Origin of the sequence: Streptomyces sp. NPDC020362 (assembly GCF_040642095.1) — a bacterium.
Classification (GTDB): Bacteria; Actinomycetota; Actinomycetes; order Streptomycetales; family Streptomycetaceae; genus Streptomyces.
In genome coordinates this window covers 41,899-64,568 of sequence record NZ_JBFAET010000014.1, presented here as the reverse complement: position 1 = coordinate 64,568, position 22,670 = coordinate 41,899, and the positions used below count along the sequence as shown (strand labels likewise).

The 22,670-nt window shown below is 72.4% G+C and carries 19 protein-coding genes; 8 read left to right on the top strand and 11 right to left on the bottom strand.

The genetic code is table 11. The features are described 5' to 3' along the window. The first annotated feature begins 162 nt into the window (after positions 1 to 162). Together AB0H32_RS08985 and AB0H32_RS08980 are read left to right on the top strand one after the other, a co-directional pair. On the top strand, positions 163 to 1,323 hold the full coding sequence (locus AB0H32_RS08985) for a hypothetical protein (protein ID WP_361116518.1): 1,161 nt from the start codon (positions 163 to 165) through the stop codon (positions 1,321 to 1,323). 350 nt (positions 1,324 to 1,673) lie between these two features. Next, positions 1,674 to 2,483, top strand: a complete 810-nt coding sequence (locus tag AB0H32_RS08980; RefSeq protein WP_361116515.1) for an SDR family NAD(P)-dependent oxidoreductase — start codon at positions 1,674 to 1,676, stop codon at positions 2,481 to 2,483. Positions 2,484 to 2,696: 213 nt separating this feature from the next. Here AB0H32_RS08980 and AB0H32_RS08975 read toward each other — a convergent pair whose 3' ends face one another. After that, complete coding sequence (locus AB0H32_RS08975) at positions 2,697 to 4,514, bottom strand: APC family permease (RefSeq protein WP_361116512.1); 1,818 nt, start codon at positions 4,512 to 4,514, stop codon at positions 2,697 to 2,699. Positions 4,515 to 4,829: 315 nt separating this feature from the next. Here AB0H32_RS08975 and AB0H32_RS08970 point away from each other — a divergent pair, with 315 nt between their 5' ends. Together AB0H32_RS08970 and AB0H32_RS08965 are read left to right on the top strand one after the other, a co-directional pair. Further along, the gene (locus tag AB0H32_RS08970; RefSeq protein ID WP_361116509.1) at positions 4,830 to 5,777 is read left to right on the top strand and encodes a hypothetical protein; all 948 of its coding nucleotides are present in this window, start codon (positions 4,830 to 4,832) and stop codon (positions 5,775 to 5,777) included. 129 nt (positions 5,778 to 5,906) lie between these two features. After that, positions 5,907 to 6,425: a hypothetical protein gene (locus tag AB0H32_RS08965; protein ID WP_361116506.1), complete on the top strand. Its 519-nt coding sequence runs from the start codon at positions 5,907 to 5,909 to the stop codon at positions 6,423 to 6,425. A gap of 104 nt (positions 6,426 to 6,529) precedes the next feature. Here the strand turns inward: AB0H32_RS08965 and AB0H32_RS08960 are convergent, their stop codons facing one another. Together AB0H32_RS08960 and AB0H32_RS08955 are read right to left on the bottom strand one after the other, a co-directional pair. After that, positions 6,530 to 7,252, bottom strand: coding sequence for a TIGR03943 family protein (locus AB0H32_RS08960; protein WP_361116503.1), 723 nt, complete (start codon positions 7,250 to 7,252; stop codon positions 6,530 to 6,532). Further along, complete coding sequence (locus AB0H32_RS08955) at positions 7,249 to 8,451, bottom strand: permease (RefSeq protein ID WP_361116500.1); 1,203 nt, start codon at positions 8,449 to 8,451, stop codon at positions 7,249 to 7,251. Before AB0H32_RS08955 ends, AB0H32_RS08960 begins: the two co-directional genes overlap by 4 nt. A 157-nt stretch (positions 8,452 to 8,608) precedes the next feature. Here AB0H32_RS08955 and AB0H32_RS08950 point away from each other — a divergent pair, with 157 nt between their 5' ends. Beyond that, entirely contained in the window at positions 8,609 to 10,447 is a 1,839-nt protein-coding gene (locus AB0H32_RS08950; protein ID WP_361116496.1) for an NAD-binding protein, read from the top strand. A 595-nt stretch (positions 10,448 to 11,042) separates the two neighbouring features. Here the strand turns inward: AB0H32_RS08950 and AB0H32_RS08945 are convergent. Then, positions 11,043 to 12,818: a prolyl oligopeptidase family serine peptidase gene (locus AB0H32_RS08945; RefSeq protein WP_361116596.1), complete on the bottom strand. Its 1,776-nt coding sequence runs from the start codon at positions 12,816 to 12,818 to the stop codon at positions 11,043 to 11,045. Positions 12,819 to 13,024: 206 nt separating this feature from the next. Between AB0H32_RS08945 and AB0H32_RS08940 the strand changes: the two genes are divergently transcribed. Continuing rightward, positions 13,025 to 13,807 carry a class I SAM-dependent methyltransferase gene (locus AB0H32_RS08940; protein WP_361116594.1) on the top strand — a complete coding sequence of 261 codons (783 nt, stop codon included), beginning with the start codon at positions 13,025 to 13,027 and terminating at the stop codon, positions 13,805 to 13,807. Positions 13,808 to 13,925: 118 nt separating this feature from the next. Beyond that, the gene (locus AB0H32_RS08935; protein ID WP_361116493.1) at positions 13,926 to 14,744 is read left to right on the top strand and encodes an SURF1 family protein; all 819 of its coding nucleotides are present in this window, start codon (positions 13,926 to 13,928) and stop codon (positions 14,742 to 14,744) included. A gap of 133 nt (positions 14,745 to 14,877) precedes the next feature. Here the strand turns inward: AB0H32_RS08935 and AB0H32_RS08930 are convergent, their stop codons facing one another. The 7 genes from AB0H32_RS08930 to AB0H32_RS08900 all read right to left on the bottom strand — a co-directional run bounded on the left by AB0H32_RS08930 (position 14,878) and on the right by AB0H32_RS08900 (position 21,448). After that, the gene (locus AB0H32_RS08930) at positions 14,878 to 15,990 is read right to left on the bottom strand and encodes a hypothetical protein (RefSeq protein WP_361116490.1); all 1,113 of its coding nucleotides are present in this window, start codon (positions 15,988 to 15,990) and stop codon (positions 14,878 to 14,880) included. Positions 15,991 to 16,118: 128 nt separating this feature from the next. Then, positions 16,119 to 16,811: a SigE family RNA polymerase sigma factor gene (locus AB0H32_RS08925; protein WP_361116487.1), complete on the bottom strand. Its 693-nt coding sequence runs from the start codon at positions 16,809 to 16,811 to the stop codon at positions 16,119 to 16,121. A gap of 322 nt (positions 16,812 to 17,133) precedes the next feature. Next, a complete protein-coding gene (locus AB0H32_RS08920) occupies positions 17,134 to 18,213 on the bottom strand; it encodes an aspartate-semialdehyde dehydrogenase (protein ID WP_361116484.1) in 1,080 nt (359 codons plus the stop codon). Continuing rightward, positions 18,213 to 19,484 carry an aspartate kinase gene (locus tag AB0H32_RS08915; protein ID WP_361116481.1) on the bottom strand — a complete coding sequence of 424 codons (1,272 nt, stop codon included), beginning with the start codon at positions 19,482 to 19,484 and terminating at the stop codon, positions 18,213 to 18,215. Before AB0H32_RS08915 ends, AB0H32_RS08920 begins: the two co-directional genes overlap by 1 nt. A gap of 312 nt (positions 19,485 to 19,796) precedes the next feature. Then, a complete protein-coding gene (locus tag AB0H32_RS08910) occupies positions 19,797 to 20,456 on the bottom strand; it encodes a DUF5063 domain-containing protein (protein WP_361116478.1) in 660 nt (219 codons plus the stop codon). Then, complete coding sequence (recR, locus tag AB0H32_RS08905) at positions 20,449 to 21,048, bottom strand: recombination mediator RecR (protein WP_361116475.1); 600 nt, start codon at positions 21,046 to 21,048, stop codon at positions 20,449 to 20,451. Before recR ends, AB0H32_RS08910 begins: the two co-directional genes overlap by 8 nt. 55 nt (positions 21,049 to 21,103) lie before the next feature. After that, positions 21,104 to 21,448, bottom strand: a complete 345-nt coding sequence (locus AB0H32_RS08900) for a YbaB/EbfC family nucleoid-associated protein (RefSeq protein WP_145886284.1) — start codon at positions 21,446 to 21,448, stop codon at positions 21,104 to 21,106. A gap of 287 nt (positions 21,449 to 21,735) precedes the next feature. Between AB0H32_RS08900 and AB0H32_RS08895 the strand changes: the two genes are divergently transcribed. Further along, entirely contained in the window at positions 21,736 to 22,485 is a 750-nt protein-coding gene (locus AB0H32_RS08895; protein WP_361116471.1) for an SLATT domain-containing protein, read from the top strand. Positions 22,486 to 22,670: the final 185 nt, after the last annotated feature.

Genomic DNA, 22,670 nt, shown 5'->3' with positions numbered 1-22,670 from the left:
GTCAGGGGTGGGGGGTGGGGGGGGTGCCGTCGGTCGGGCCCCGCGCCCACCCCCCCTATGGTCCACTGGCGGGCGGCGGGGCCCCGTGTGGGGGGCCGGGGCCCCCGCAACCCCACGGACCGCGCCCCTGTCCGACTCCCCCGACCAGACACGAAGGTGTCCATGCTTCCCGCTGCCCCCGAGCAGGCTCCCCCGTCACGTCCCGAACGCGCGGCCCGGCCCGGACCGGACGGGAAGGGCAGACGCCGCGCACCGAGCGGGCTGTTCGAACCCGTCCAGCTGGTCCGCTCGTTCCCCGAGGCGCTGCGCAAACTGCACCCGCGCACCCTGGTGCGCAACCCGGTCCTGTTCGTGGTGTCCGTCGGGGCCGTCCTGACCACCCTGTCGGCGCTGCTCCATCCCGCCGTCTTCACCTGGGTCATCAGCCTGTGGCTGTGGCTGACGGTGGTCTTCGCCAACCTCGCCGAGGCGGTCGCCGAGGGCCGCGGCAAGGCGCAGGCGGAGTCGCTGCGCAGGGCGCGTACGGACACCGTGGCGCTGCGGCTGCTCGACTGGCGCTACGGCACCGATCCGCGCACCGCCCGCACCGAGGCGGTCGCCGCCACCGCCCTGAAGCCGCTGGACGTGGTGGTGGTCGAGGCGGGCGAGATGATCCCGGCGGACGGCGACGTGGTCGACGGGGTCGCCGCGGTGGACGAGTCCGCCGTCACCGGTGAATCGGCGCCGGTGATCCGGGAGTCGGGCGGCGACCGCAGCGGTGTCACCGGCGGCACGACGGTGCTGTCCGACCGGATCGTCGTGCGGGTCGGCGCCCGCCCGGGGCACAGCTTCCTGGACGCACCGGCCCTCGCTCAGGCCGACGTCGGCGTCGCGATGAACACCGGCACGTCGGCCGCCAAGGAGGCCGGCAACATGGTCGACCTCGATTCCAACCCGACCAAGCTCCTGGAGATCGTCGAGATCGGCAAGCAACTCCTCATCACCCGGGGCGCGTTGACCACCTTCTCCATCACCAACGACGTCGCCAAGTACTTCGCGATCATCCCCGCGATGTTCGCGGGCTCGTACCCGGGCCTGGAGTCGCTGAACATCATGGGCCTGCACAGCCCGACCTCCGCGATCACCTCCGCGATCATCTTCAACGCGCTGATCATCGTCGCGCTCATCCCCCTCGCCCTGCGCGGCGTGCGCTACACCCCCTCCTCGGCCCACGACCTGCTGCGCCGCAACCTGCTCGTCTACGGGCTCGGCGGCCTCGTCCTGCCCTTCGTCGGCATCAAGCTGATCGACCTGCTGATCGCACAGGTACCCGGCCTCGGCTGAACCTCGTCCGGCCGCCCGGCTCGCCCGTCAGGGTCCCGTATGCACACGTCAGAGCCCCGTCAGAGACCGGGGTCTCAGCTTGCCCGGCGTGTGCGGTACGGCTTCCATGGACCTCGTGAACAGCGCCTGGCTCCTCCTCGACCGGCCGCCGAGTCCCGCTCGGCCGTCGCGTCGGGAGCCGCGCTGACCGGAAGCGCCCGCGTCCCGCCGACGCCGCGTCCCGCCGACGCCGCTTTCCGTGCCCGAGGGGCGCCGTGATCTGCTCCGGCGCCCCTCGCTCCACCTCCCTCACCGCACGCCCACCGCCCTCACCGGGCCGCGACGGCGTGCCCGCAACCCCGGATGGATCCATGTCCGAGTCCACACTTTCGTCCCGTACCGTCCTGGTCACCGGTGCCACCTCCGGCATCGGCCGCGACACCGCCCGGCAGCTCGCGGAGCGCGGCGCCACCGTGCTCCTGCACGGCCGCACCGCCGAGGAGACCCGCGCCGCCGCCGACGCCCTGGTCGCCACCGCCGGCATCGCCGCGGACCGACTGTGCACGTACGCCGCCGACTTCTCCCGCCTCGACGAGGTGGAAGCCCTCGCCCACAGGGTCGTCACCGAGCACCCGCATCTCGACGTCCTGGTCAACAACGCGGGCATGGCGGCTCCCGAGCGGCACACCGTCACCGCCGACGGCAACGAGATCGCCTTCCAGGTCAACTTCCTCGCCCACTACCTGCTCACCTGCCTGCTGGAACCGGCCCTCACCAGCGACCCGGGCGGCCGCGTCGTCAACGTCTCCTCCTCCCTGCACCGCACCGCGTCCATCCAGTGGGCCGACCCCAACCGCGCCCGCCGCTACTCCCGCCTCGCCGCCTACGCCCAGTCCCAGCTCGCCCTCACGGTGTTCGCGGCCGACCCGCGCGTCACCGCGGTCTCCGTGCACCCGGGCGTCTGCGACACGGCCCTGCTCCCGCTCTACGCCCACGAGGGCGCCTCCCCCACCGAGGGCGCCGCGCACGTGGTCCGGCTGTGCGACCCGGCGGTCGAGATCGTCAACGGCGCCTACTACGACCGCGCCGACCGCGTCGACCCGGCGCCCGCCGCCACCGAGGACCGCATCATCCGGCGCCTCGGCAAACTGGCGGACCTGCTGGTCGGCCGCACCGCTTGAAGGACCCTTCCCGCACCAGGAGTCGACGTACATGTCCAAGCGCGCCCGCAAGAAGAAGGCCCGCCGCAAGAAGAAGGCCAACCACGGCTCCAAGGCCTGCGGGAGCTGACCGAGCCACCACCGGGGGCGGACGGGACACCACCGTCCGCCCCTTTCGTTTCATCCCCGTCCGCAGGCGGCCGTGATCGAACTCCCGTCGCATCGGTTGCCGGCTCACACCCGCAGCCGGTAGGGCAGCATGCAGACCACGACGTCGGTGCGGGCCCGCAGTACGGTCGCCAGCAGCAGGCCCCGCTGGTTCTGCAGGATCTCGTAGCGGCGGTGCCGGGGTTCGACCTCGGGGATCAGCACCGCGACCTGCCGTCCGCCCCGGGCCGCCTGCTGCACGTAGTCGACCATCGGCTGGACGAGCGAGCGGTGCGGGCTGTCGACGACGTCGAGACGCACCCCCGGATTCCATCTCGCCCACGCCTCCTGCAGGGCACGGGTCTTGTCCGGGTCGTTCTGGACGGCGACGGCGACCACCTCGTCGCCCAGCGCGAGGGCGGCGCCGACGGCGTGCCGGGCGAGCTTGCTGACGTCGCCGAGCGGGACGATCACCAGGCTGCCGGTGTGCGGCTCGGGCGGGCCGGGGATGCGGCCGAGGCCCAGTTCCTCGCCGACGGCCGTGTAGTAGCGCTCGATGCGCGAGAACAGCAGCATCAGCAGCGGTACGGCGATCACGACCACCCAGGCGCCCTCCAGGAACTTGGTGAACAGGAGGATGAGCCCGGCCAGGGTGGTCAGCACCGCCCCGGTGCCGTTGATGAGCGCACGGTGTTTCCAGCCCTGCGGCCGCTCGGTGGCCCAGTGCCGCACCAGGCCGAGCTGGCTGAGCGTGAAGCCGATGAACACGCCGATCGCGAACAGCGGGATCAGCCGGTGGGTGTCGGCGCCGGACGCGATCAGCAGCAGCGCGGCCAGCAGGGCCAGCGCCAGCACCCCGTAGCGGTAGACGGGCCGTTCGGCACGCAGCCCGAACAGGTGGGGCAGCCGGTGGTCGTGGGCCAGCAGGCTCATCAGCACCGGCAGCCCGCCGAAACTGGTGTTCGCCGCGAGCAGCAGGACCAGGGTGACGACGAGGTTGGTCGCGTAGTACGGCCAGCCGTCGCCGTAGGCGCCCGCGGTGAGCTGGGCCAGGACGGTGACGTCCCCGCGCGGGGCGACATGGTCGCGGCGGATCAGCACGGCCAGGCCGATCAGCATCAGGCCCAGCAGGGCGCCCAGCATGAACTCGGTGCGCTGGGCGCGGGTGACCCGCGGGGTGCGGAAGGTGGGTACGGCGTTGGCGATGGCCTCCACGCCCGTCAGCGCCGAGCAGCCGGACGAGAACGCCTTGAGGACGAGCAGCAGGCCGAGGGTCTCGTGCGCCGGGAAGGACTGCGCGGTGCCGACCACGGCCGCCGGGTGGGAGCGGAGGAGGCCGACGGCGACAATCCCGAGGACGGCCACGATGAACAGCAGGGTCGGGAGCATCAGCACCCGGGCGCTGTCGGTCACACCACGCAGGTTCACGGCCGTCAGCAGCGCGAGGCCCACCAGGCACACCACCAGCTTGTCGTGGGCCAGGGAGGGGAAGGCGGAGGCCAGCGCGTCGGCCCCGGCGGTGAGACTGACGCAGACCGTGAGCACGTAGTCGACGACCAGGCTGGCCGCGGCGAGCAGGCTGGAGGCCGCGCCCAGGTCCTTCTTGGCCACCGCGTAGGCGCCTCCGCCGTCCGGGTGTACGGCGATGACCTGGGCGTAGGACACGACGAGCGCCGCGAGCAGGAACGTGATCGCCAGTGTGATCGGCAGGGTGGCGCTCAGCGCGCCGGTCCCCGCGGCCACCAGGGCCAGCACGATGGCCTCGGGGCCGTACGCCACCGAGCTGAGCGCGTCCAGCGACAGCGCGGCCAGCCCTTCCATGCTGGTGAGGTGGTGTTTTTCCCCCTCGCCCGGGCGCAGCGGGACGCGCGGTTCCACCTCACGGCGTGCCAGGCCATACGCCATCGGGACCTCACCACGGACGGCAGAACGGTCGCCACCCAGTGTCTCCGCGGGACCGCCGTACGGCTTCCCGGGACCGCCGTACGGCGGTCCCGGGAACGGCCGGCCGGGCGTGCCCGGGGGCGACGGCGGGGACACGGGTCACCCCAGGAATCCGCAGAGAATGTGTGCAGGAGTGCCACAGGGGCCGCACACAGTCTTCCGAAAGCCTCGTTAGCGTTGCCAGCCGCTCGATCCCCCCGTGCGAACGCGGCCAGGCCACCGCCGAGGCCGCAGGCGCCGACGTCCCCAGGCGCCGTCGACTCAGGAAGACCGTAAATGGACTACTGCTCCTCGTGCCGTCGGCATCTGAACGGCGCCCTGGTGTGTCCCGGGTGCGGTGCCTACGCCCCGGACATCGCTCCCCCGGCCTCCGTCTCCATGGCCGGGATGCCGCCGGCGGCGACCGGGACGCCGGCGCACAAGGCCACCCCCGCCGATGCCTGGTTCGACGGTGGTCGCCCCGACGAGCCCGCACCGGCTCCCCACGGCGAGGCTCCGCACGACAAGACTCCCCACGGCGTGGCTCCGCACGACAAGACTCCCCACGGCGTGGCTCCGCACGACAAGGCTCCTCACGGCAAAGCTCCCCACGACGGGGCTCCGTCCGGCGACGTGGACGGCGCTCCGCGCCCGTCGCAGGGGCGGGCCGCCCGGCGCCGCCAGCTGGCCCGCTGGAAGAAGAACAAGCGCCGGGCCGCGGTCGCGACCGCCGTCGCGCTCGTCGGCGGCGGGCTCACCCTGGCCGCGCTGGACCGGCAGTCCCCCGACCGGGCCCAGGCCGCCGCGGCACCCGACAACCGGCCCATGGGCGCCACGGACGGACAGGCCGGCGCCGAGGACCGTCCGGAGTCGGCATCGCCCGGCACCCACCGGTCCCCGCGCACCTCGGCCCCGGCCCGCGCCCGGCGGACCGTGTCCGACGCGCCGCACGGACACACCCTCGCCACCGCACCCCGGACCGCCGCGCCGGACACCCACCCCGACGCCGCGGCCGCTCCCGTCCCCGCCCGGACACCGGCCGCACAGCAGCAGCACACCGTCGCGCCCGCCTCCGGCGGCACCGGCACGACAGCACAGCAGCCGTCCACGCCCGCGTCCGTCCCCACGCCCGCCTCCACCCCCTCGACCGGCGGCGGAACGGACTCGGGAACCTCTCCGGCGAGCCCGTCCCCGGCTGCGACCTCACCGTCCCAGCTCTGTCTGCTCGTGGTGTGCATCGGCTGACCGCCGGCCGCCGGCCCGGGCCTGCCCACGCAGCCGAGGCGTAAGGATTCCGTCAGGATCGGCCGTCCGGGTGTCAGAACCCCGTCAGCAACGGTCGCCGGGCGTCATACGGCGCCTAGCGTCGCTGCCATGGGACGGAGCAGACCGGCGAGAGCGGCCGGTGACCGCCACTGGCGTGGCAGTGCCCGGCTCGCCGCGGGCTGCGCCCTGACGTTCTGTGCCATGACCCTCCTGGTCGACTGGGACGCGGGAAGCCTGACGCCGCTGCGCGCACTGCTCTGGGTCGCCCTGTCGGCCGCCGTGGCCATCGTCCTGCTGCCGCAGCGGGTCAGTGCGGGCCCCGGCTGGCTGGCCGTCCGTACCCCCTGGCGCCGACTCGTGGTCCACACGGACGCGCTGGCGGTCGTACGGCAGTACGGCGGCGTCTCCTCGCAGCTCGTGCTGCGGGACGTCCACGGGCACCGCCTCGAACTCGATCCCCGGATCCTCGCCGCCAACCCGCTGCTGTGGCACGAACTCGACACGGGTGTGCGCCGCTCGCTGGAGCGCGGCACCCTGCGCCACGGCGCCGACGTCCTGGCGCGGCTGGGCCGCCACATCGACGACGAGACGGCCCAGGGGGTCCTGCGGGCATCGGGCCTGTCCTGACGCCCCGCGGACCCGCGCCTCGGCCGGTCCGGAGCCTCGGTCACTGCGAAGCCTCGGTCACTGCGGCGCCTCAGTCACTGCGGAGCCCCGGTTGTTCGGGAGCCTCAGTTGTTCCAGGTCTCGTCGTAGGGATCGTGCGGCGTCGGTACGGGCCTGACCGAGGCGACCTTCAGATAGGGGATCGGGCCGTTGTTGACGGGGTCGCGGGCCGTCCTGGGGATGTAGTTGCCCGTGACCTCCAGCCAGGCGTCCGGCTGCAGCACCGGGGGCAGCTTGCCCGTCAGGGCGATCTTCACCGGCTGGGCGTCCGCCGCACAGCAGTTGAGGGCCATGCGGACCAGATACGGAGTGCCCGTGCGGTCCAGGGCGAGGAAGCCGGTGACACGGACGGAACGGCCGTGCAGCGAGCGGCCGTGGCCGTAGGCCGCGCGGGAGGCGTAGTCGACCACGCTGAGCGGGACCGGGTTGCCGGCGGGCAACGTGCCGTAGCCGTAGGGCTTCTGCAGGGCGGTACCCGCGCGCACGGCGCTGTACGAGCCCAGGGCCGGCGGGGCGACGAGGATCAGGGAGAGCAGCGGCAGCAGCAGGAGCCAGGAGATACGGGGCTCGGGGTGGCTGTGACCGTCACCGGAGGCCCGGGCCGCCTTGGCACGCCTGCGCTCGTACCACGCCGTCGCCAGGGCGGCCGCGATCAGCACCCCGCCCGACGCCAGCAGCAGCGGCTGCAGAGCCGCCTTGACGTAGCGCAGGTAGAGATCGGTGGCGCCCGCGTGCAGCAGGGCGGCGCCCAGCAGGAACATGACCGCCGCCTGCGCCTGCCGGTTCACAGCAGCACCGTCCCGGTGAGCACGCCGCCCGCGACGGCGAGGACGAACGTGGCGGGGGCGAAGCGCAGCGCGAAGCCACGGCCGAACGTCCCCGCCTGCATCGCGAAGAGCTTGAGGTCGATCATCGGGCCCACCACCAGGAACACCAGCTTGGCCGTCAGGGAGAACTGCGTGAGGGAGGCCGCGACGAACGCGTCCGCCTCCGAGCAGATGGACAGCAGTACGGCGAGCACGGCGAGGGCGAGGATCGAGAACAGCGGGTTGTCGGCCGCCGTGCGCAGCCAGGCCGCCGGGGTCGCCGCCTTCAGCGTGGCCGCGGCCATCGCCCCGAGGACCAGGAAGCCGCCGGCGTGCATGACGTCGTGCCGCACCGAGCTCCAGAACGCCTCCCCCTTGGTCGCGCCCTCGTGCGCACCGTGGGCCGGCGGGCGCAGCCAGTCCGTGCGGCCCACGCGCTGCCACAGCCAGCCCATCGCGCAGGCCACGAGGAGGCTGGCCGCGAACCGGGCCAGGACCATCTCCGGCCTGCCGGGGAAGGCGACCGCGGTCGCGGTCAGGACGATCGGGTTGATCGCGGGGGCGGAGAGCAGGAAGGCCAGGGCCGCCGCGGGGGTCACGCCCCTGCGGACCAGCGCGCCCGCCACCGGGACCGACGCGCACTCGCAGCCCGGCAGCACCGCGCCCGCCATCCCCGCCACCGGCACGGCCAGGGCGGGGTGGCGCGGGAGGGCACGCGCGAAGAAGGACGGGGGCACGAAGACCGCGATCGCCGCCGAGAGCAGGACGCCCAGTACCAGGAAGGGCAGCGCCTGGACCGTCACGGCCACGAACACCGTCATCCAGCTCTGCATCAACGGGGTGCCGAGGGCCCCGCGGATCGGGGACTGGGCGAGCACCGCCAGCAGCAGGATCATCGTCAGGACGAGCGGCGAACTCAGACGCCTGTCGTCCCGGCCGGACTGCTCACCGTGGCCCGGGTCCGGGTGCTCGTCGTGGCCCGGGTCCGCCTGCTCGTCGTGGTTCCGGTCCGCATGCTCACCGTGGTGCGGGTCCGACTGCTCGTCGTAGCTCCGGTCCGGGTGCTCACCGTGGTGCGGGTCCGGGTGCTCACCGGGCCTTTCGCCGCCCGTCCGTTGGGCGGACGGGCGCGCCGGAGCACGCTCGGTGGCGCCGGGCGGGGCGTCTTCGGTGATGGCCACGGGTGCGTACCTCCGGCTGTCTCTCCCTCCCCATCAGTACGCGGTTCCCGCCGCAGGTGTTCACCCCGTTGCTGGAACCCACCGTCCCCTTGGGGCAGTCTTTTCCCTCGTGGCGAGTGTTCCGAATCAGGGTGGGCCCAGTGCCCCGCCTGCGCAGATGGTGGTGTGCGGAGACGACGGGCTCGCGTACCGGCTGGCGGCCGAGTTGCGCGGGGTCCACCGCGAGCGGGTCACCCTCGTGGTGCCGCCGACCGAGCGCGCGGCGCGGCCCCCCGTGGTCGGGCGCGCCCGGGCCGCCTCGGCCGCGCTGCTCGACCGGGTGGTCAGCGCCACCGTCGGCCGGGCCGGCGGCAACGGTCCCGCCGCCGCGGCCGGCGCCCCTGCCACCGGCCAACGGGCCGACGGCGAGCGGGTGTTGGAGGCCGCCGACCTCACCGAGGCGGTGCTTGCCGAGGCCGGTGTGGAGCGGGCCGCCGCGCTGGCGCTCGTGTACGACGACGACGAGACCAACATCCGGGCCGCGCTGACCGCCCGCCGGCTCAACCCGCGTCTCAGGCTCGTCCTCAGGCTGTACAACCGGCGGTTGGGCCAGCACATCGAGGAACTCCTCGACCAGGCCGCCGCGTTGGTCTCCGGCGCGGGGGCGACGGGCGGCCCCGAGGCCTCCACCACCGTGCTGTCCGACGCCGACACCGCGGCGCCCGCGCTGGTCGCCACCGCCGTCGCCGGCACCAGCAAGGTCGTACAGACCGACAGCCTGTTGCTGCGGGCCGTGGAACGACTGCCCGCCCGGGACGGACAGATCGCCGATCGCGGGCTGTGCACGCTGGCCCTGCTGTCGGCGACCAGCACGGATCCCGCCGGAACGGACGGCTCCGACGGCAACGGGGATCAGGGGCCCCGGCTGCTGCCGGGCGACGAGGAGGTACGGCAGGCCGCCGGGCGGGCCGCCCTGGTGCTGGAGCAGGTGTCGTCCTTCGGCGGGCCGGAGTCGGCCGCCGCCGGGCGCGGGGTGGGGCGCGTACCGCCGCTCGCCTCCCTGTTCTCACGGCGGCTGCGGTGGTCGCTGGCCGGGCTCGTGGGCTGTGTGGTCGCGCTCGCCGTCGCGCTGTGGGTGGTCACCGGCATCCATCCGCTGGGGGCGTTCTATCTGACGCTGCTGGACCTGTTCGCGATCGACAACCCCGCCATCGGGGCGCCCCTGGGGCGGCAGATCCTCCAACTCCTTTCCGGACTGGTCGGGTTGCTGTTGCTGCCGGTGCTGCTGGCGGCCGTGCTCGAAGCCCTCGGCACCTTCCGGACCGCCTCCGGGCTGCGCAAGCCGCCCCGCGGTCTGGGCGGGCACGTGGTGCTGCTCGGACTCGGGAAGATCGGCACCCGGGTGCTGACCCGGCTGCGGGAACTGCACATTCCCGTGGTGTGCGTGGAGTCCGAGCCGGAGGCGCGGGGCCTTGCGACCGCGCGGCGGCTACGGGTTCCGGTGGTGCTCGGGGACGTGACGCAGGAGGGGGTGCTGGAGGCCGCGAAGATCCATCGGGCGCATGCGCTGCTCGCGGTGACCAGCGCGGACACGACGAATCTGGAGGCCGCGCTGTACGCACGGTCCGTGCGGCCGGATCTGCGGGTGGTGCTGCGGCTGTACGACGACGACTTCGCGACCGCGGTGTACCGGACGCTGCGGGCCGCCCATCCGCATGCCTCGACGCGGAGCCGGAGCGTGTCGTACCTGGCCGCACCGGCGTTCGCGGGGGCGATGCTGGGGCGGCAGGTGCTGGGAGCGATACCGGTGGAGCGGCGGGTGCTGCTGTTCGCCGCGGTCGAGGTGGACGGGCATCCGGAGCTGGAGGGGCGGACCGTGGCGGAGGCGTTTCGGGCGGGGGCGTGGCGGGTGCTGGCGTTGGAGGGGCGGGGGGATGTGGCTCCTGGGCACGTGCTGGCGAAGGGGGACCGGGTTGTGGTTGCCGCTACCCGGCGGGGCCTGGCCGAGCTGGGCTGACCCACCCAGGGGGCTCCGCCCCCTGGCCCCCCGCCCTTCGCCCACCCACCCACCCGACTCGGTCGGCTGAAAACCCACACCGACGCAACCCCTGTGGGCGGGATGGCTCGCGCGGACGGGCGGGACCCCCTCGGCCGAGAGCCACACCGGCCCGACTCGCGAGGACCGGAAAGCTCCCCCGGGTGAGCGGGCGGGGAGTGGGTGGAAAGACCCTGCCGCCCGAAAACCACACCGGCCCGACTCGCGAGGACTGAAAAGCTCCCCGGGTGGGCGAGGGGGCGGGTGGGAAGACCCGGACGACCGAACCCCACACCGGCCCGACTCACGACGACCGGAAAGCCCCCCAGGTGGGCGAGGGAGTGGGTGGAAAGACCCTGCCGCCCGAAAACCACACCGGCCCGACTCGCAACGACCGGAAAGCTCCCCCGGGTGAGCGGGCGGGGAGACTCCCTCGGCCGAGAGCCACACCGGCCCGGCCGGGATGGGTGATTGAGCTTCCTTCGGCTGGGTGGGGAAGCTCCCCCGGAGTGTGAGGGGAAAGCTTCCCCGCACGGCGCGGGCGGGTGGGGACTCCGGTTGGGGGAGGGGGTTCGGCCTACTCCTCGGGCATGTGGCTGCCCGCGAACTCCATCTCCCTTCTCAGCTGCTTGATGCGCTCGTCCACCACCAGTGAGCCGTGGCCCGCGTCGTACCGGTACACCTCGTGCACCGCGCCCCGGGCCTCCAGGCGCTTGACGTAGTTGTCGATCTGGCGGATCGGGCAGCGCGGGTCGTTGACGCCCGCCGAGATGTAGACGGGCGCCTCGACCCGGTCGACATAGCTCAGCGGGGACGACGCCTCGAAGCGCTCGGGGACCTCCTCCGGCGTACCGCCCAGCAGCGTGCGGTCCATGGCCTTCAGGGACTCCATCTCGTCGTGGTACGCGGTGACGTAGTCCGCGACCGGCACGACCGCGACGCCCACCGTCCACGCCTCGGGCTGGGTGCCGAGGCCGAGCAGGGTGAGGTAGCCGCCCCAGGAGCCACCGGTGAGGACCAGCCGGGCGGGGTCGGCGAGGCCGGAGGAGACCGCCCAGTCGCGGACCGCGGCGACGTCCTCCAGCTCGATGAGGCCCACCCTGTGCTTCAGGGCGTCCGTCCAGGCGCGGCCGTACCCGGTGGAGCCGCGGTAGTTGATGCGGATCACCGCGTAGCCGCGGTCCACCCAGGCGGCCGGGCCCGCGGCGAAGGAGTCGCTGTCGTGCCAGGTCGGGCCGCCGTGCAGGTCGAAGACCGTGGGGAGCGGGCCCGTACTGCCCGCCGGCTTCTGGATCAGGGCGTGGATGCGGCCGCCGGGGCCGTCCACCCACACGTCCTCCACCGGCACCGACGGCGGGCACTTCATGCCCGGCGGGTCCAGGACCACCCCGCCGGACGTCGAGCGGACGGCCGGCGGCTCGGCGGCCGACGACCACAGGTACTCCACGCTGCCGTCGGGGCGAGCCGTCGCCCCGGAGACCGTACCGGGCGGGGTGGGGATGCGGCTCAGCCCGCCGGTCCCCAGGTCGTGGCGGAGCAGCTCGCTGCGGGCCTCGAAGCTGTGGACGACGAGCAGGGCGCTGCCGTCCGGATACCACTCGGCGCTGACGTCACCGGGCAGGTCGAGGTCCAGGTCCGTCTCCTCGCCCGTCACCACGTCCCACACCATGGGCTCCCAGCGGCCGCGGCGCTGGTGGCCGATGAGCAGCCGGGAGTCGCCTTCCACGGGTGCGAAGCCGAGGACCTCCAGGCCGAGCTCCTCCGTGCCGCCCTTGGTGTCGTCCAGGTCGGCGACCGTCGTACCGTCCGGGCGCAGGACGCGCAGGGCCGCGTGCATCGCGTCGCCGTGCTCGGTGTGCTCGATCGCGATCAGCGAGCCGTCGTGAGAGAGGTCGCCGACGCCGGCCGACTCACGGTGCCGGTAGATCACGACCGGGTCCTCGCCCGTGCGCGCGAGATGGATCGTGGTGCCCTCCTCGTCCGTCGAGCGGCCGACCACCGCCGTACGACCGTCGCGGGCCAGGCCCAGACCGGCCGGGTAGGCGGGCTCCAGGCCGGGAACGGCCGCCTCGTCCGGGCCGCCCGTGAAGGGCTGGCGGCGCCAGACGCCGAACTCGTCGCCGTCCTTGTCGTCGAACCACCAGATCCACGCGCCGTCCGGGGAGAGAATCCCGTCCGTCGTGCCGTTGGGCCGGTTCGTCGCCTGCCGCTGCTCGCCCGTCACCCGGTCCCAGGCGTACAGCTCGTACGTCCCCGTCGCGTTCGACACGAACAGCGAACGGTCCGGCGCGTCCTCCGCCCAGTCGGGCAGCGAGACCCGCGGCGCCCTGAAGCGCTTCTCCCAGTCAGGCATCTGCGGCATGTCCGACGTCCTGCTCTCACTTTCGGCCCCAGTCATGCGCCCATAGTGCCTGGCCGTGCCGACAATGCGCTGGCGGGTCCACCCAGCCTGTGGATAACTTCTGGATCATGAGCACCAAGTCCGCACACACGTCCGCTCCGAGCACCCCGGACGCGCCCCGGTCCGCCCCCGACGGCTGGCGCGAGGACAACCGCGCCATGTGGGACGAAAGGGTCCCCGTGCACGTTTCGAGCGAGTACTACGACCTCGACGGCTTCCGTGCCCGCCGGGACGTCCTGCGGGACTTCGAGACCGCCGAGGTCGGCGACGTCACCGGCAGGTCGCTGCTGCACCTGCAGTGCCACATCGGTCTCGACACCCTCTCCTGGGCGCACCGCGGCGCGGCCCGGGTGGTCGGCCTCGACTTCTCGGCGCCGGCCGTCGAGGCGGCCCGCGGCCTCGCGGCCGACCTCGGGTACGGCCCGGACCGGGCGGCCTTCGTGACCAGTGACGTGTACGACGCGGCCGACGTCGTACCCGAGCCCGCGTACGACATCGTCTACACGGGGCTCGGTGCACTGTGCTGGCTGCCGGACATCCGGCGCTGGGCCGAGACCGCGGCCTCCTTCGTCGCACCGGGCGGCTTCCTCTACCTCGCCGAGTTCCACCCGATCACCGACACGCTGGACGACGAGACGGGCTCGCGGCTCGTGCGCGACTACTTCTCGCGCGACGCCCAGGTGTGGGACGAACCCGGGACCTACGCCGACCAGGGCGCCGAGACCGTCCACAACCGCAGCGTCGAGTGGCAGCACCCCCTCGGCGACGTCGTCTCCGCACTCGCCGCGGCCGGCCTGCGCCTGGACTTCCTGCACGAGCACGACGTCTCGGTCTTCCAGCGCTTCGAGAACTTCGAGGTGCGCGACGGCTACCACCGCTTCCCGGCGGGCCACCCGCGCATCCCGCTCATGTATTCGCTGAAGGCCACGCGCATTCGCTGAAGGCCAGGCGCATTCGCTGAAAGCCACGCGCTTTCGCCGATGGCCACGCGACCCGCCCGACGGCCCGGGAACCGGACCCCGCAAAAAGTCCGGTTCCGGACCGCCGTACCGTGGGGGCGTGTACCGGTTTCTGCTGACACCCCGCTGGTGGGGCATCAACGTCTTCGTGCTGCTCGCCATCCCGTTCTGCATCTTCATGGGGTCGTGGCAGCTGAGCCGGTTCGAGGGGCGGGTGCAGGACCACCGCGCCGCGACCGAGCAGGCCGCCTCCGACAAGCACGAGGCGGCACGGCCCCTCGCGAGGATGCTGCCCGTCGACAAGAACACGTCGGGACGGCGGGTCTCCGCGAACGGCCGGTACGGCAAGCAGCTCCTCGTGCCCGGCCGGGAGCTGGACGGCAAACACGGCTTCTACGTGCTGACGCTGCTGCGCACCGACTCCGGCAAGGCCCTGCCCGTGGTGCGGGGCTGGCTGCCGGGCACGGCGGATGCGGCGAAGGCGCCCGCCCCGCCGGCCGGTGAGGTCAGCGTCACCGGTGCGCTGCAGGCCTCCGAGACCCCGGGGGACGACGGGGTCAGCAGCGAGGGCGGGCTGCCTGCCGGGCAGACGGCGGCGATCAGCTCGGCCTCGCTCGTCAACCTGGTGCCGTACCGGCTGTACGACGCCTGGGTGACGCTCGACAGGGCCGACGCGGGGATGAAAGCGGTGCCCGCGACCGCGCCGAACGGCACCGGTCTCGACCTGAAGGCGTTCCAGAACCTCGGCTACACCGGGGAGTGGTTCGTCTTCGCGGGCTTCGTGGTCTTCATGTGGTTCCGGCTGCTGCGCCGCGAGGCGGAGTTCCAGCGGGACGCGGCACTCGGGCTGGTGCCGGAGCAGGAGCAGGAGCAGGAGCAGGAGCAGGAGAACGCCTCCTCCGCCCCGACCGCCGTCTGACGCCGTCCGCCCCCTGACACCGTCCGACGCCGTCCGACGGTCACTGCGCGGTCGGCGCGCCCGCCGCCGCAGGGCTACGCCTGCGCCAGTACCCCGGTGCAGTACACCGTCCCGCCAGTACCCCGTCGCAGGGCTACGCCCCCGCCAGCACCCCGGTGTAGTACACCGTCCCCGCGCACGCGTTCGACACGGTGGCCGACACCGTGGGCCCCGTCTTGGCGGTGTGGGTGACCAGGACGCTGCCGTCGGCCGTACCGCCGTCCTCGGTGACGAGCTGAGGCGTGGTGCCCGTCGTGGTGCTGCCGGGGTCCGTTCCCCCGACGGCACCGGCGTCCTGGCTGGGCGTCGGGTCCGGCGACGGGCCGCCGCTGTCCGAGCCGCCGGTGGTGGTGGTGTCACCGCCGGTGGTGGGGCAGGTCTCGGAGGGGACGAAGGCGAACTTCTCCTCGTAGGCCGCACCCGGCTGCAGGAGCAGCGACGCGACCTCCAGGGAGGGATCGGGCAGGCCGGCCGCCGCGTCCCCGGCCGCGTGCCGCGCACTGCCGATCTTGGCCGGGTCGGCAGCGCCCTGTGCGGCGACCGCCACGGTGCCCGGGCCGCCGACGGTACAGCTGGCGGAGGACGTGTTGGTGACGCGGAAGGTGCCGTAGACGACACCCGCGGAGTCGGGGGCGTCGACGCTCTGCGTGGCGGAGCCCAGCTGGGACGCCGTGCACAGCGGGGCGTTCGCGGCCGCGGTGGCGGACGATTCGGCGCCGCCGGAGGAGCTGCCGCTCGTGCCGCCGGGCTTGGCCGGCGGGCTGCTCCTGCTGTTGTTCCTGCCGGGCCCCGGAGTCCTGCCGGAGGAGCCGCCGGCGGTGCCGGAGCCGCCGTCCGGGCTTTTGCCCTGGCCGGTCCCGCCCTGCGCCTGGGTCGACTGTCCGGCCATGGCGGTGTTGGGGTCGGTGCCGCCGGAGTCGGAGACGTGGATGAGGGCGGGGATCGCCGTGCCGATGAACAGGGCCGCGGCCACCATGCCGACGGCGGCCTGGCGCTTGCGGGCGCGCCGCGCCGGCACGGCCCTGCGCAGATGGTCCAGGGTGCCGGTGCGCGGTTCGATGTCGTCGACGGCGGAGTGCAGCATCCGGCGCAGGGCCGACTCGTCCGTGCCGAGCCCGTCGAGGCCGTCGATTCCGTCGAGCCCGTCGATTCCGTCGAGGCCCGGGCCGGGCCCCTCGGGGCCCTTGTCGTCGGGGCCGTGGTTCACAGTTCCGTTCCCAGCGTGCGATTGCGTGTGCTCTTGTTCGTGGCGCTTCGGCGGTTCGTGCCGGACCTCGGGCTCCTGGCCGTCATGGGACTGGGGTTCACGGGAAGCGCCCCCTTCGGTGTGCTCGCTCATGACGGTGCCTCCATGGCCACCCGCAGCGCCGCGATGCCCCGCGAGCCGTACGCCTTCACCGAGCCGAGCGAGATCCCGAGCGTCTCGGCGACCTGCGCCTCGGTCATGTCCGCGAAGTAGCGCAGCACGAGGACCTCGCGCTGGCGTCGCTGCAGCCCCTTCATCGCCTTGATGAGGTCGCGCCGCTCCAGCTGGTCGTAGGCACCCTCCTCCGCGCTCGCCATGTCGGGCATCGGCTTGGAGAGCAGCTTGAGGCCGAGGATGCGCCGGCGCAGGGCGGAGCGGGAGAGGTTGACGACCGTCTGCCGCAGGTAGGCGAGGGTCTTCTCGGGGTCGCGGACGCGTTTGCGGGCCGAGTGGACGCGGATGAAGGCCTCCTGGACGACGTCCTCGCAGGAGGCGGTGTCGTCGAGGAGGAGCGCGGCGAGACCGAGCAGCGAGCGGTAGTGCGCCCGGTAGGTCTCGGTGAGGTGGTCGACGGTGGTGCCCACGACCGCGGCGTCCGTGGTGTCCGCGGTGGCCGTGGTGTCGTCGGAGCCGTCACGCTGGCTGGGTATGCGGGCGGGCCGCGCTGCAGGCATGGGCGCGATCACCGGCATGCCGCCGGGAGTGCGCGGCCGGAGCGCCGCGCGGGGCGGCCGGAGCGCCGCGGTGCCGCTGACCGCACTGAGTTCGAGAACCTCTGCCACGCCAGTTGGACACGTCTCCCCCCGTCAGGGTTGTACGTGCCGGGCGTCACATGTGCGACAACCGACGGTGCCTCAAGAGCCGTCATGCGTCCCGCTCTTCCCCTATGTCCTGTTTGAACGGGCGTCCGCACGCCCCGATCACAGCGCCCCCACGCCAGGATCCTCACGTCTCACGCCCCGCAAGGGTGACCGCAAAGACGCTCCCCGCCCTCCGCGTGGTTGCGGAGGACGGGGAGGAAAATCCTCTGTCGCCGGGGAGCCCAGTTCAAGTGGTACGGACCATGCTCCCGGCCACATTTCTTACATGGATCCTACAAACGTCTTACGCACGGGCAACAGCCCCTCCCGAGATCTCCGCGGCCACCAGCTCGGCGATCTGCGCGGTGTTGAGTGCGGCGCCCTTGCGCAGGTTGTCGCCGCACACGAACAGTTCGAGGGCGGTCGGGTCGTCCAGCGCCCGCCGCAGCCGTCCGACCCAGGTCGGATCGGTGCCCACCACGTCGGCGGGGGTGGGGAACTCACCGGCGGCGGGGTCGTCGAAGAGCACGACCCCGGGCGCGGTGGCGAGGATCTCGCGGGCGCCGTCGACGGTCACCTCGCCCTGGAAGCGGGCGTGGACGGTCAGCGAGTGCGTGGTGATCACCGGCACCCGTACACAGGTCACGGCGACCGGCAGGGTGGGCAGTCCGAGGATCTTGCGGGACTCGTCCCGTACCTTCATCTCCTCCGACGACCAGCCGTCCTCCCGGAGCGATCCGGCCCACGGGACGACGTTCAGCGCGACCGGCTCCGGGAAGGGCCCGGTGTCGTCCCCGACGGCGCGCCGTACGTCACCGGGCTTGGTGCCCAGCTCGGTCCCGGCGACCAGGGACATCTGGGCCCGGAGCGTGTCGACGCCCGACCGGCCCGCCCCGCTCACCGCCTGGTACGAGGACACCACCAGCTCGCGCAGCCCGAACTCGGCGTGCAGCGCACCCAGGGCGACGATCATCGACAGGGTGGTGCAATTGGGGTTGGCGACGATCCCGCGCGGCCTCAGGCGCACCGCGTGCGGGTTGACCTCTGGCACGACGAGCGGCACGTCCGGGTCCATCCGGAAGGCACCGGAGTTGTCGACGACGACCGCGCCGCGGGCGGCGGCGATCGGCGCCCACTGGGCGGAGACCTCGTCGGGCACGTCGAACATCGCGATGTCGACCCCGTCGAAGGCCTCCTCGGTCAGGGCCACGACCTCGACCTCCTCGCCGCGCACGGCCAGCTTGCGGCCGGCCGAGCGTGGCGAGGCGATCAGACGGATCTCGCCCCAGATGTCCGCACGCTGGGACAGGATCTGGAGCATGACCGCGCCGACGGCTCCGGTCGCTCCCACGACCGCGAGCGTCGGCTTCCCGGTCGGCGCCATTACCGGCCCGTGCCTCCGTAGACGACGGCCTCGTCGGTGTCGGAGTCGAGTCCGAAGGCGGTGTGCACGGCGCGCACGGCCTCCGGCACGTCGTCGGCACGGGTGACGACCGAGATGCGGATCTCGGAGGTGGAGATCAGCTCGATGTTCACGCCCGCGTCGCTCAGCGCCTCGAAGAAGGAGGCGGTGACGCCCGGGTTCGTCTTCATGCCGGCGCCGACGAGCGAGATCTTGCCGATCTGGTCGTCGTAGCGCAGCGAGTCGAAGCCGATGCCGGAGCGGTTCTTCTCCAGCGCGTCGATGGCCTTGCGGCCCTCGGTCTTCGGCAGCGTGAAGGAGATGTCCGTCAGGCCCGTGGCGGCGGCGGACACGTTCTGCACGACCATGTCGATGTTGATCTCGGCATCGGCGATGGTCCGGAAGATCGCGGCCGCCTCACCCGGCTTGTCCGGCACGCCGACGACCGTGATCTTGGCCTCGGAGGTGTCGTGCGCGACACCGGAGATGATGGCCTGTTCCACCTTCTTGTCCCCAATCGGCTCACTGCTGACCCACGTGCCCTGCAGTCCGCTGAAGCTGGAGCGGACGTGGATCGGGATGTTGTAGCGGCGGGCGTACTCCACACAGCGGTGGAGCAGCACCTTGGAGCCGGAGGCCGCGAGCTCCAGCATGTCCTCGAAGGAGATCCAGTCGATCTTCTTCGCCTTCTTCACCACGCGCGGGTCGGCGGTGAACACGCCGTCGACGTCGGTGTAGATCTCGCAGACCTCGGCGTCGAGCGCGGCGGCGAGCGCCACGGCCGTGGTGTCGGATCCACCGCGACCGAGGGTGGTGATGTCCTTCTTGTCGGCGCTGACGCCCTGGAAACCGGCGACGATCGCGATGTTGCCCCTGTCCAGGGACTCCCGGATCCGGCCCGGCGTGACATCGATGATCCGGGCTTTGTTGTGGACCGAGTCGGTGATGACGCCTGCCTGGCTGCCGGTGAACGACTGCGCCTCGTGGCCCAGGTTTTTGATCGCCATGGCCAGCAGAGCCATGGAGATACGCTCTCCGGCGGTCAGCAGCATGTCGAATTCCCGGCCTGCAGGCATCGGAGAAACCTGCTCGGCGAGATCGATCAGCTCGTCCGTCGTGTCGCCCATCGCAGAAACGACGACAACCACCTGGTTGCCGTTCTTCTTCGCTTCCACGATCCGCTTGGCGACGCGCTTGATGCCCTCGGCATCGGCTACGGAGGAGCCTCCGTACTTCTGCACGACAAGGCCCACGTGCGCTCCTCGCTCGGTTCGTTTGTGTCGGCTCAGTCTAACGAGAGCCCAAATTCGACCACCGTGCTCCCGCATGGTGAGACGTCGGTTGCTCTCTTGCCACAACCTGCCCCGCGCTTCACAAGCCACGCGGAAAGTGCCCCGGCTCACAGAAACCGGCTCACAGAAACCACAGTGAATTAAATTTCAAGCACGAGCGGGCGCGGCACGTCCCGCTCGTCGTGCGGCGCCGTACGCATCGCGTCCTCGGCCGGCCGTCCCGTCCACAGGCTGTGGACGATCCGGGGACGGCTCGGCGGGCGGACCCGGGCCCTACACCCCCGGGTGCATCCCCAGCGGCTCGCCGATCTCCTCGGCCATGACCTTGCCCGCCTCGAACTCCAGGGTCTCGTCGCCCATGCTCTGGTCGGTGTCGAGGCCGTCCAGCTCCTCCAGGGGCTGGTTCAGGCGGACGTGGGCGACCAGGGACTGCAGGGCACGCAGGGTGGCGGAGGCGGTGCCGCCCCAGTTGGAGAAGTAGGAGAACTGCCACCACCACAGGGCCTCCGTGGTGCGGCCGGACCGGTAGTGGGCCATGCCGTGGCGCAGGTCGGTGATGACGTCGGCGAGGTCGTCGGAGATACGGGCCGGGACGGGAGCCTTGCGGGGCTCGTAGGGGTCGAAGACCTCGGAGTAGATGTCGATCGGGTCGAGCAGACGGGCCAGGTTCTCGCGGAGTTCGTCCACGTCCGGCTCGGGGCCCAGGTCGGGCTCGTACCGCTCGTCGGGGACGATGTCCTCGTGGGCGCCCAGGCGGCCGCCGGCCAGCAGGAGCTGGGAGACCTCCAGGAGGAGGAAGGGAACGGCCGAGTCGGGCTCGTCGCCCTTCGCCACCTCCGTGACGGCCACCAGGAAGCTCTCGATCTGGTCCGCGATCTGGACCGCGAAGTCGTCCGGGTTCTGCGACGTGGCGTGCAGCGTGGCGTCAGACATCTAGGAGTCGTCTCCCCTCGAAGGCGCGGCCGAGCGTGACCTCGTCCGCGTATTCCAGGTCGCCACCCACCGGGAGGCCGCTGGCCAGGCGGGTGACCTTCAGGCCCATGGGTTTGATCATGCGGGCGAGGTACGTGGCCGTCGCCTCGCCTTCCAGATTCGGGTCCGTGGCCAGGATCAACTCCGTGACCGTCCCGTCGGCCAACCGCGCGAGAAGTTCTCGTATACGCAGGTCGTCGGGGCCGACGCCCTCGATCGGGCTGATCGCGCCGCCGAGCACGTGGTAACAGCCGCGGAACTCGCGGGTGCGCTCGATGGCGACGACGTCCTTGGGCTCCTCCACCACACAGATCACCGCGGGATCGCGGCGCGGGTCGCGGCAGATGGCGCACAGCTCCTCCTGCGCGACGTTGCCGCAGGTCGCACAGAAGCGGACCCTCGCCTTGACCTCGAGGAGAGCCTGGGCGAGCCGCTTCACGTCCGTCGGCTCCGCCTGCAGGATGTGGAAGGCGATCCGCTGCGCGCTCTTGGGACCGACGCCGGGCAGCCGCCCCAACTCGTCGATGAGGTCCTGGACCACGCCTTCGTACAACGGACTGCCCTTCCTGGAGTCTTTCGGTACGTACGGTAGTTGGCCGCGGCCCGTCTTAGAAGGGCAGGCCGGGGATACCGCTTCCGCCGCCCAGACCCTGGGCCAGCGGGCCCAGCTTCTGCTGCTGGAGGGTCTGCGCGTTCTCGTTGGCCGCCTGGACCGCCGCGACGATCAGGTCGGCGAGGGTCTCGGTGTCCTCCGGGTCGACCGCCTTCGGGTCGATCTTCAGGCCACGCAGCTCGCCGGAGCCGGTGACGGTGGCCCTCACCAGGCCGCCGCCCGCCTGCCCGTCGACCTCCGTGTTCGCCAGTTCCTCCTGCGCCCGCTGCAGGTCCTGCTGCATCTTCTGGGCCTGCTGGAGCAACTGCTGCATGTTGGGCTGGCCACCACCGGGGATCACGATCAGCTCCTGGTTCCTCGTCTGCTCCGCCGTCTTCCGTTGTGCACGAGCCTACGTGGTCTACGCGACCATCGCCCCGCCACTCTTTCGAGTGAGAACAGTGGCAGGCCTATACCTGATCAAGGCCCTCTTCCGGGCGGAAAAGACGGGAAAGCTACGTCCGAGCCACCCATTGGGCGGTAGGAAGGGTGCCGCGCGTCGACATGCAATGTCACGCAATGTGACCGGCCGCCATCAGTGCCGTGTTCAGTGCCGTGTTCGGTGTCGTGTTCAGTAGGGAGTGCCGGGTGGGTCAGCCGGAGATGCAGCCCGAGGGGCCGCCTCAGGACGGGCGGGGCGAGGGTGCGGCCGGGCTGCGGCCGGGCGATCTGACCGGGCGGGAGTTTCCGCTCGGGGACTGGGCGGAGCCCGCCGAGCGGCTCGACGAGCTGTACCGCTGGGTGGAGGAGGGGGCACTGCGGACGGCGTCCTGGTATCTCGCGGACCGGGTGTGGAAGCGGCGGGGCGCGTGGGCGCTGCGGGCCGGGGCGGCGGTGGGTGCGGTCTGCGGGGCCACGCTGCCGCTGCTGGATCTGACCGGGGTGGTCGGCGGAGTCGCACCCTGGGGATATCTGGCGCTGATGCTCTCGGTGGCGTGCGTCGGCGTCGACCGGTTCTTCGGCGTCACCTCAGGATGGATAAGGGACGTGGCCACCGCGCAGGCCGTGCAGCGGCGGCTGCAGGCGCTGCAGTTCGACTGGGCGTCGGAGAGCGTGCGCGAGGTCCTGGGACCGGCGGAGGGGACGGCGAGCGAGGCCGCGGAGCGGTGCCTGACGGTGTTGCGGCGCTTCTCGGAGGACGTGCTGGAGCTGGTGCGTACCGAGACGGCCGACTGGATGGTGGAGTTCCGCACGGGGCCGGCGCCGCTCGGCATTCAGGCGGCGGTGGCTACGGGCGTCCGCACGGAGTCCGCCGCCCCGGTGGGAAGGTTTCCCCTCCCCCCGGCGAACGGCACCCGTCCGAACATGCCGAGACAACGCCCCCCGGAGCCACGCTAGGCAACAGGCCGGGGGTGTCCCTCACCCACGCTTGCAGGGCGCCGTGCGCCCGCCCTCCCCCACTCTCGGCTTCGCTCGAGCGGGGGGACCCCCATCGCCCCAGCGGCACGACTGCCCACAACTGGGCACGACGCCCCGGCAGCCAGCGGGACTGCAACCCCCCAGGGGCGCGGGGAACTGCGCGA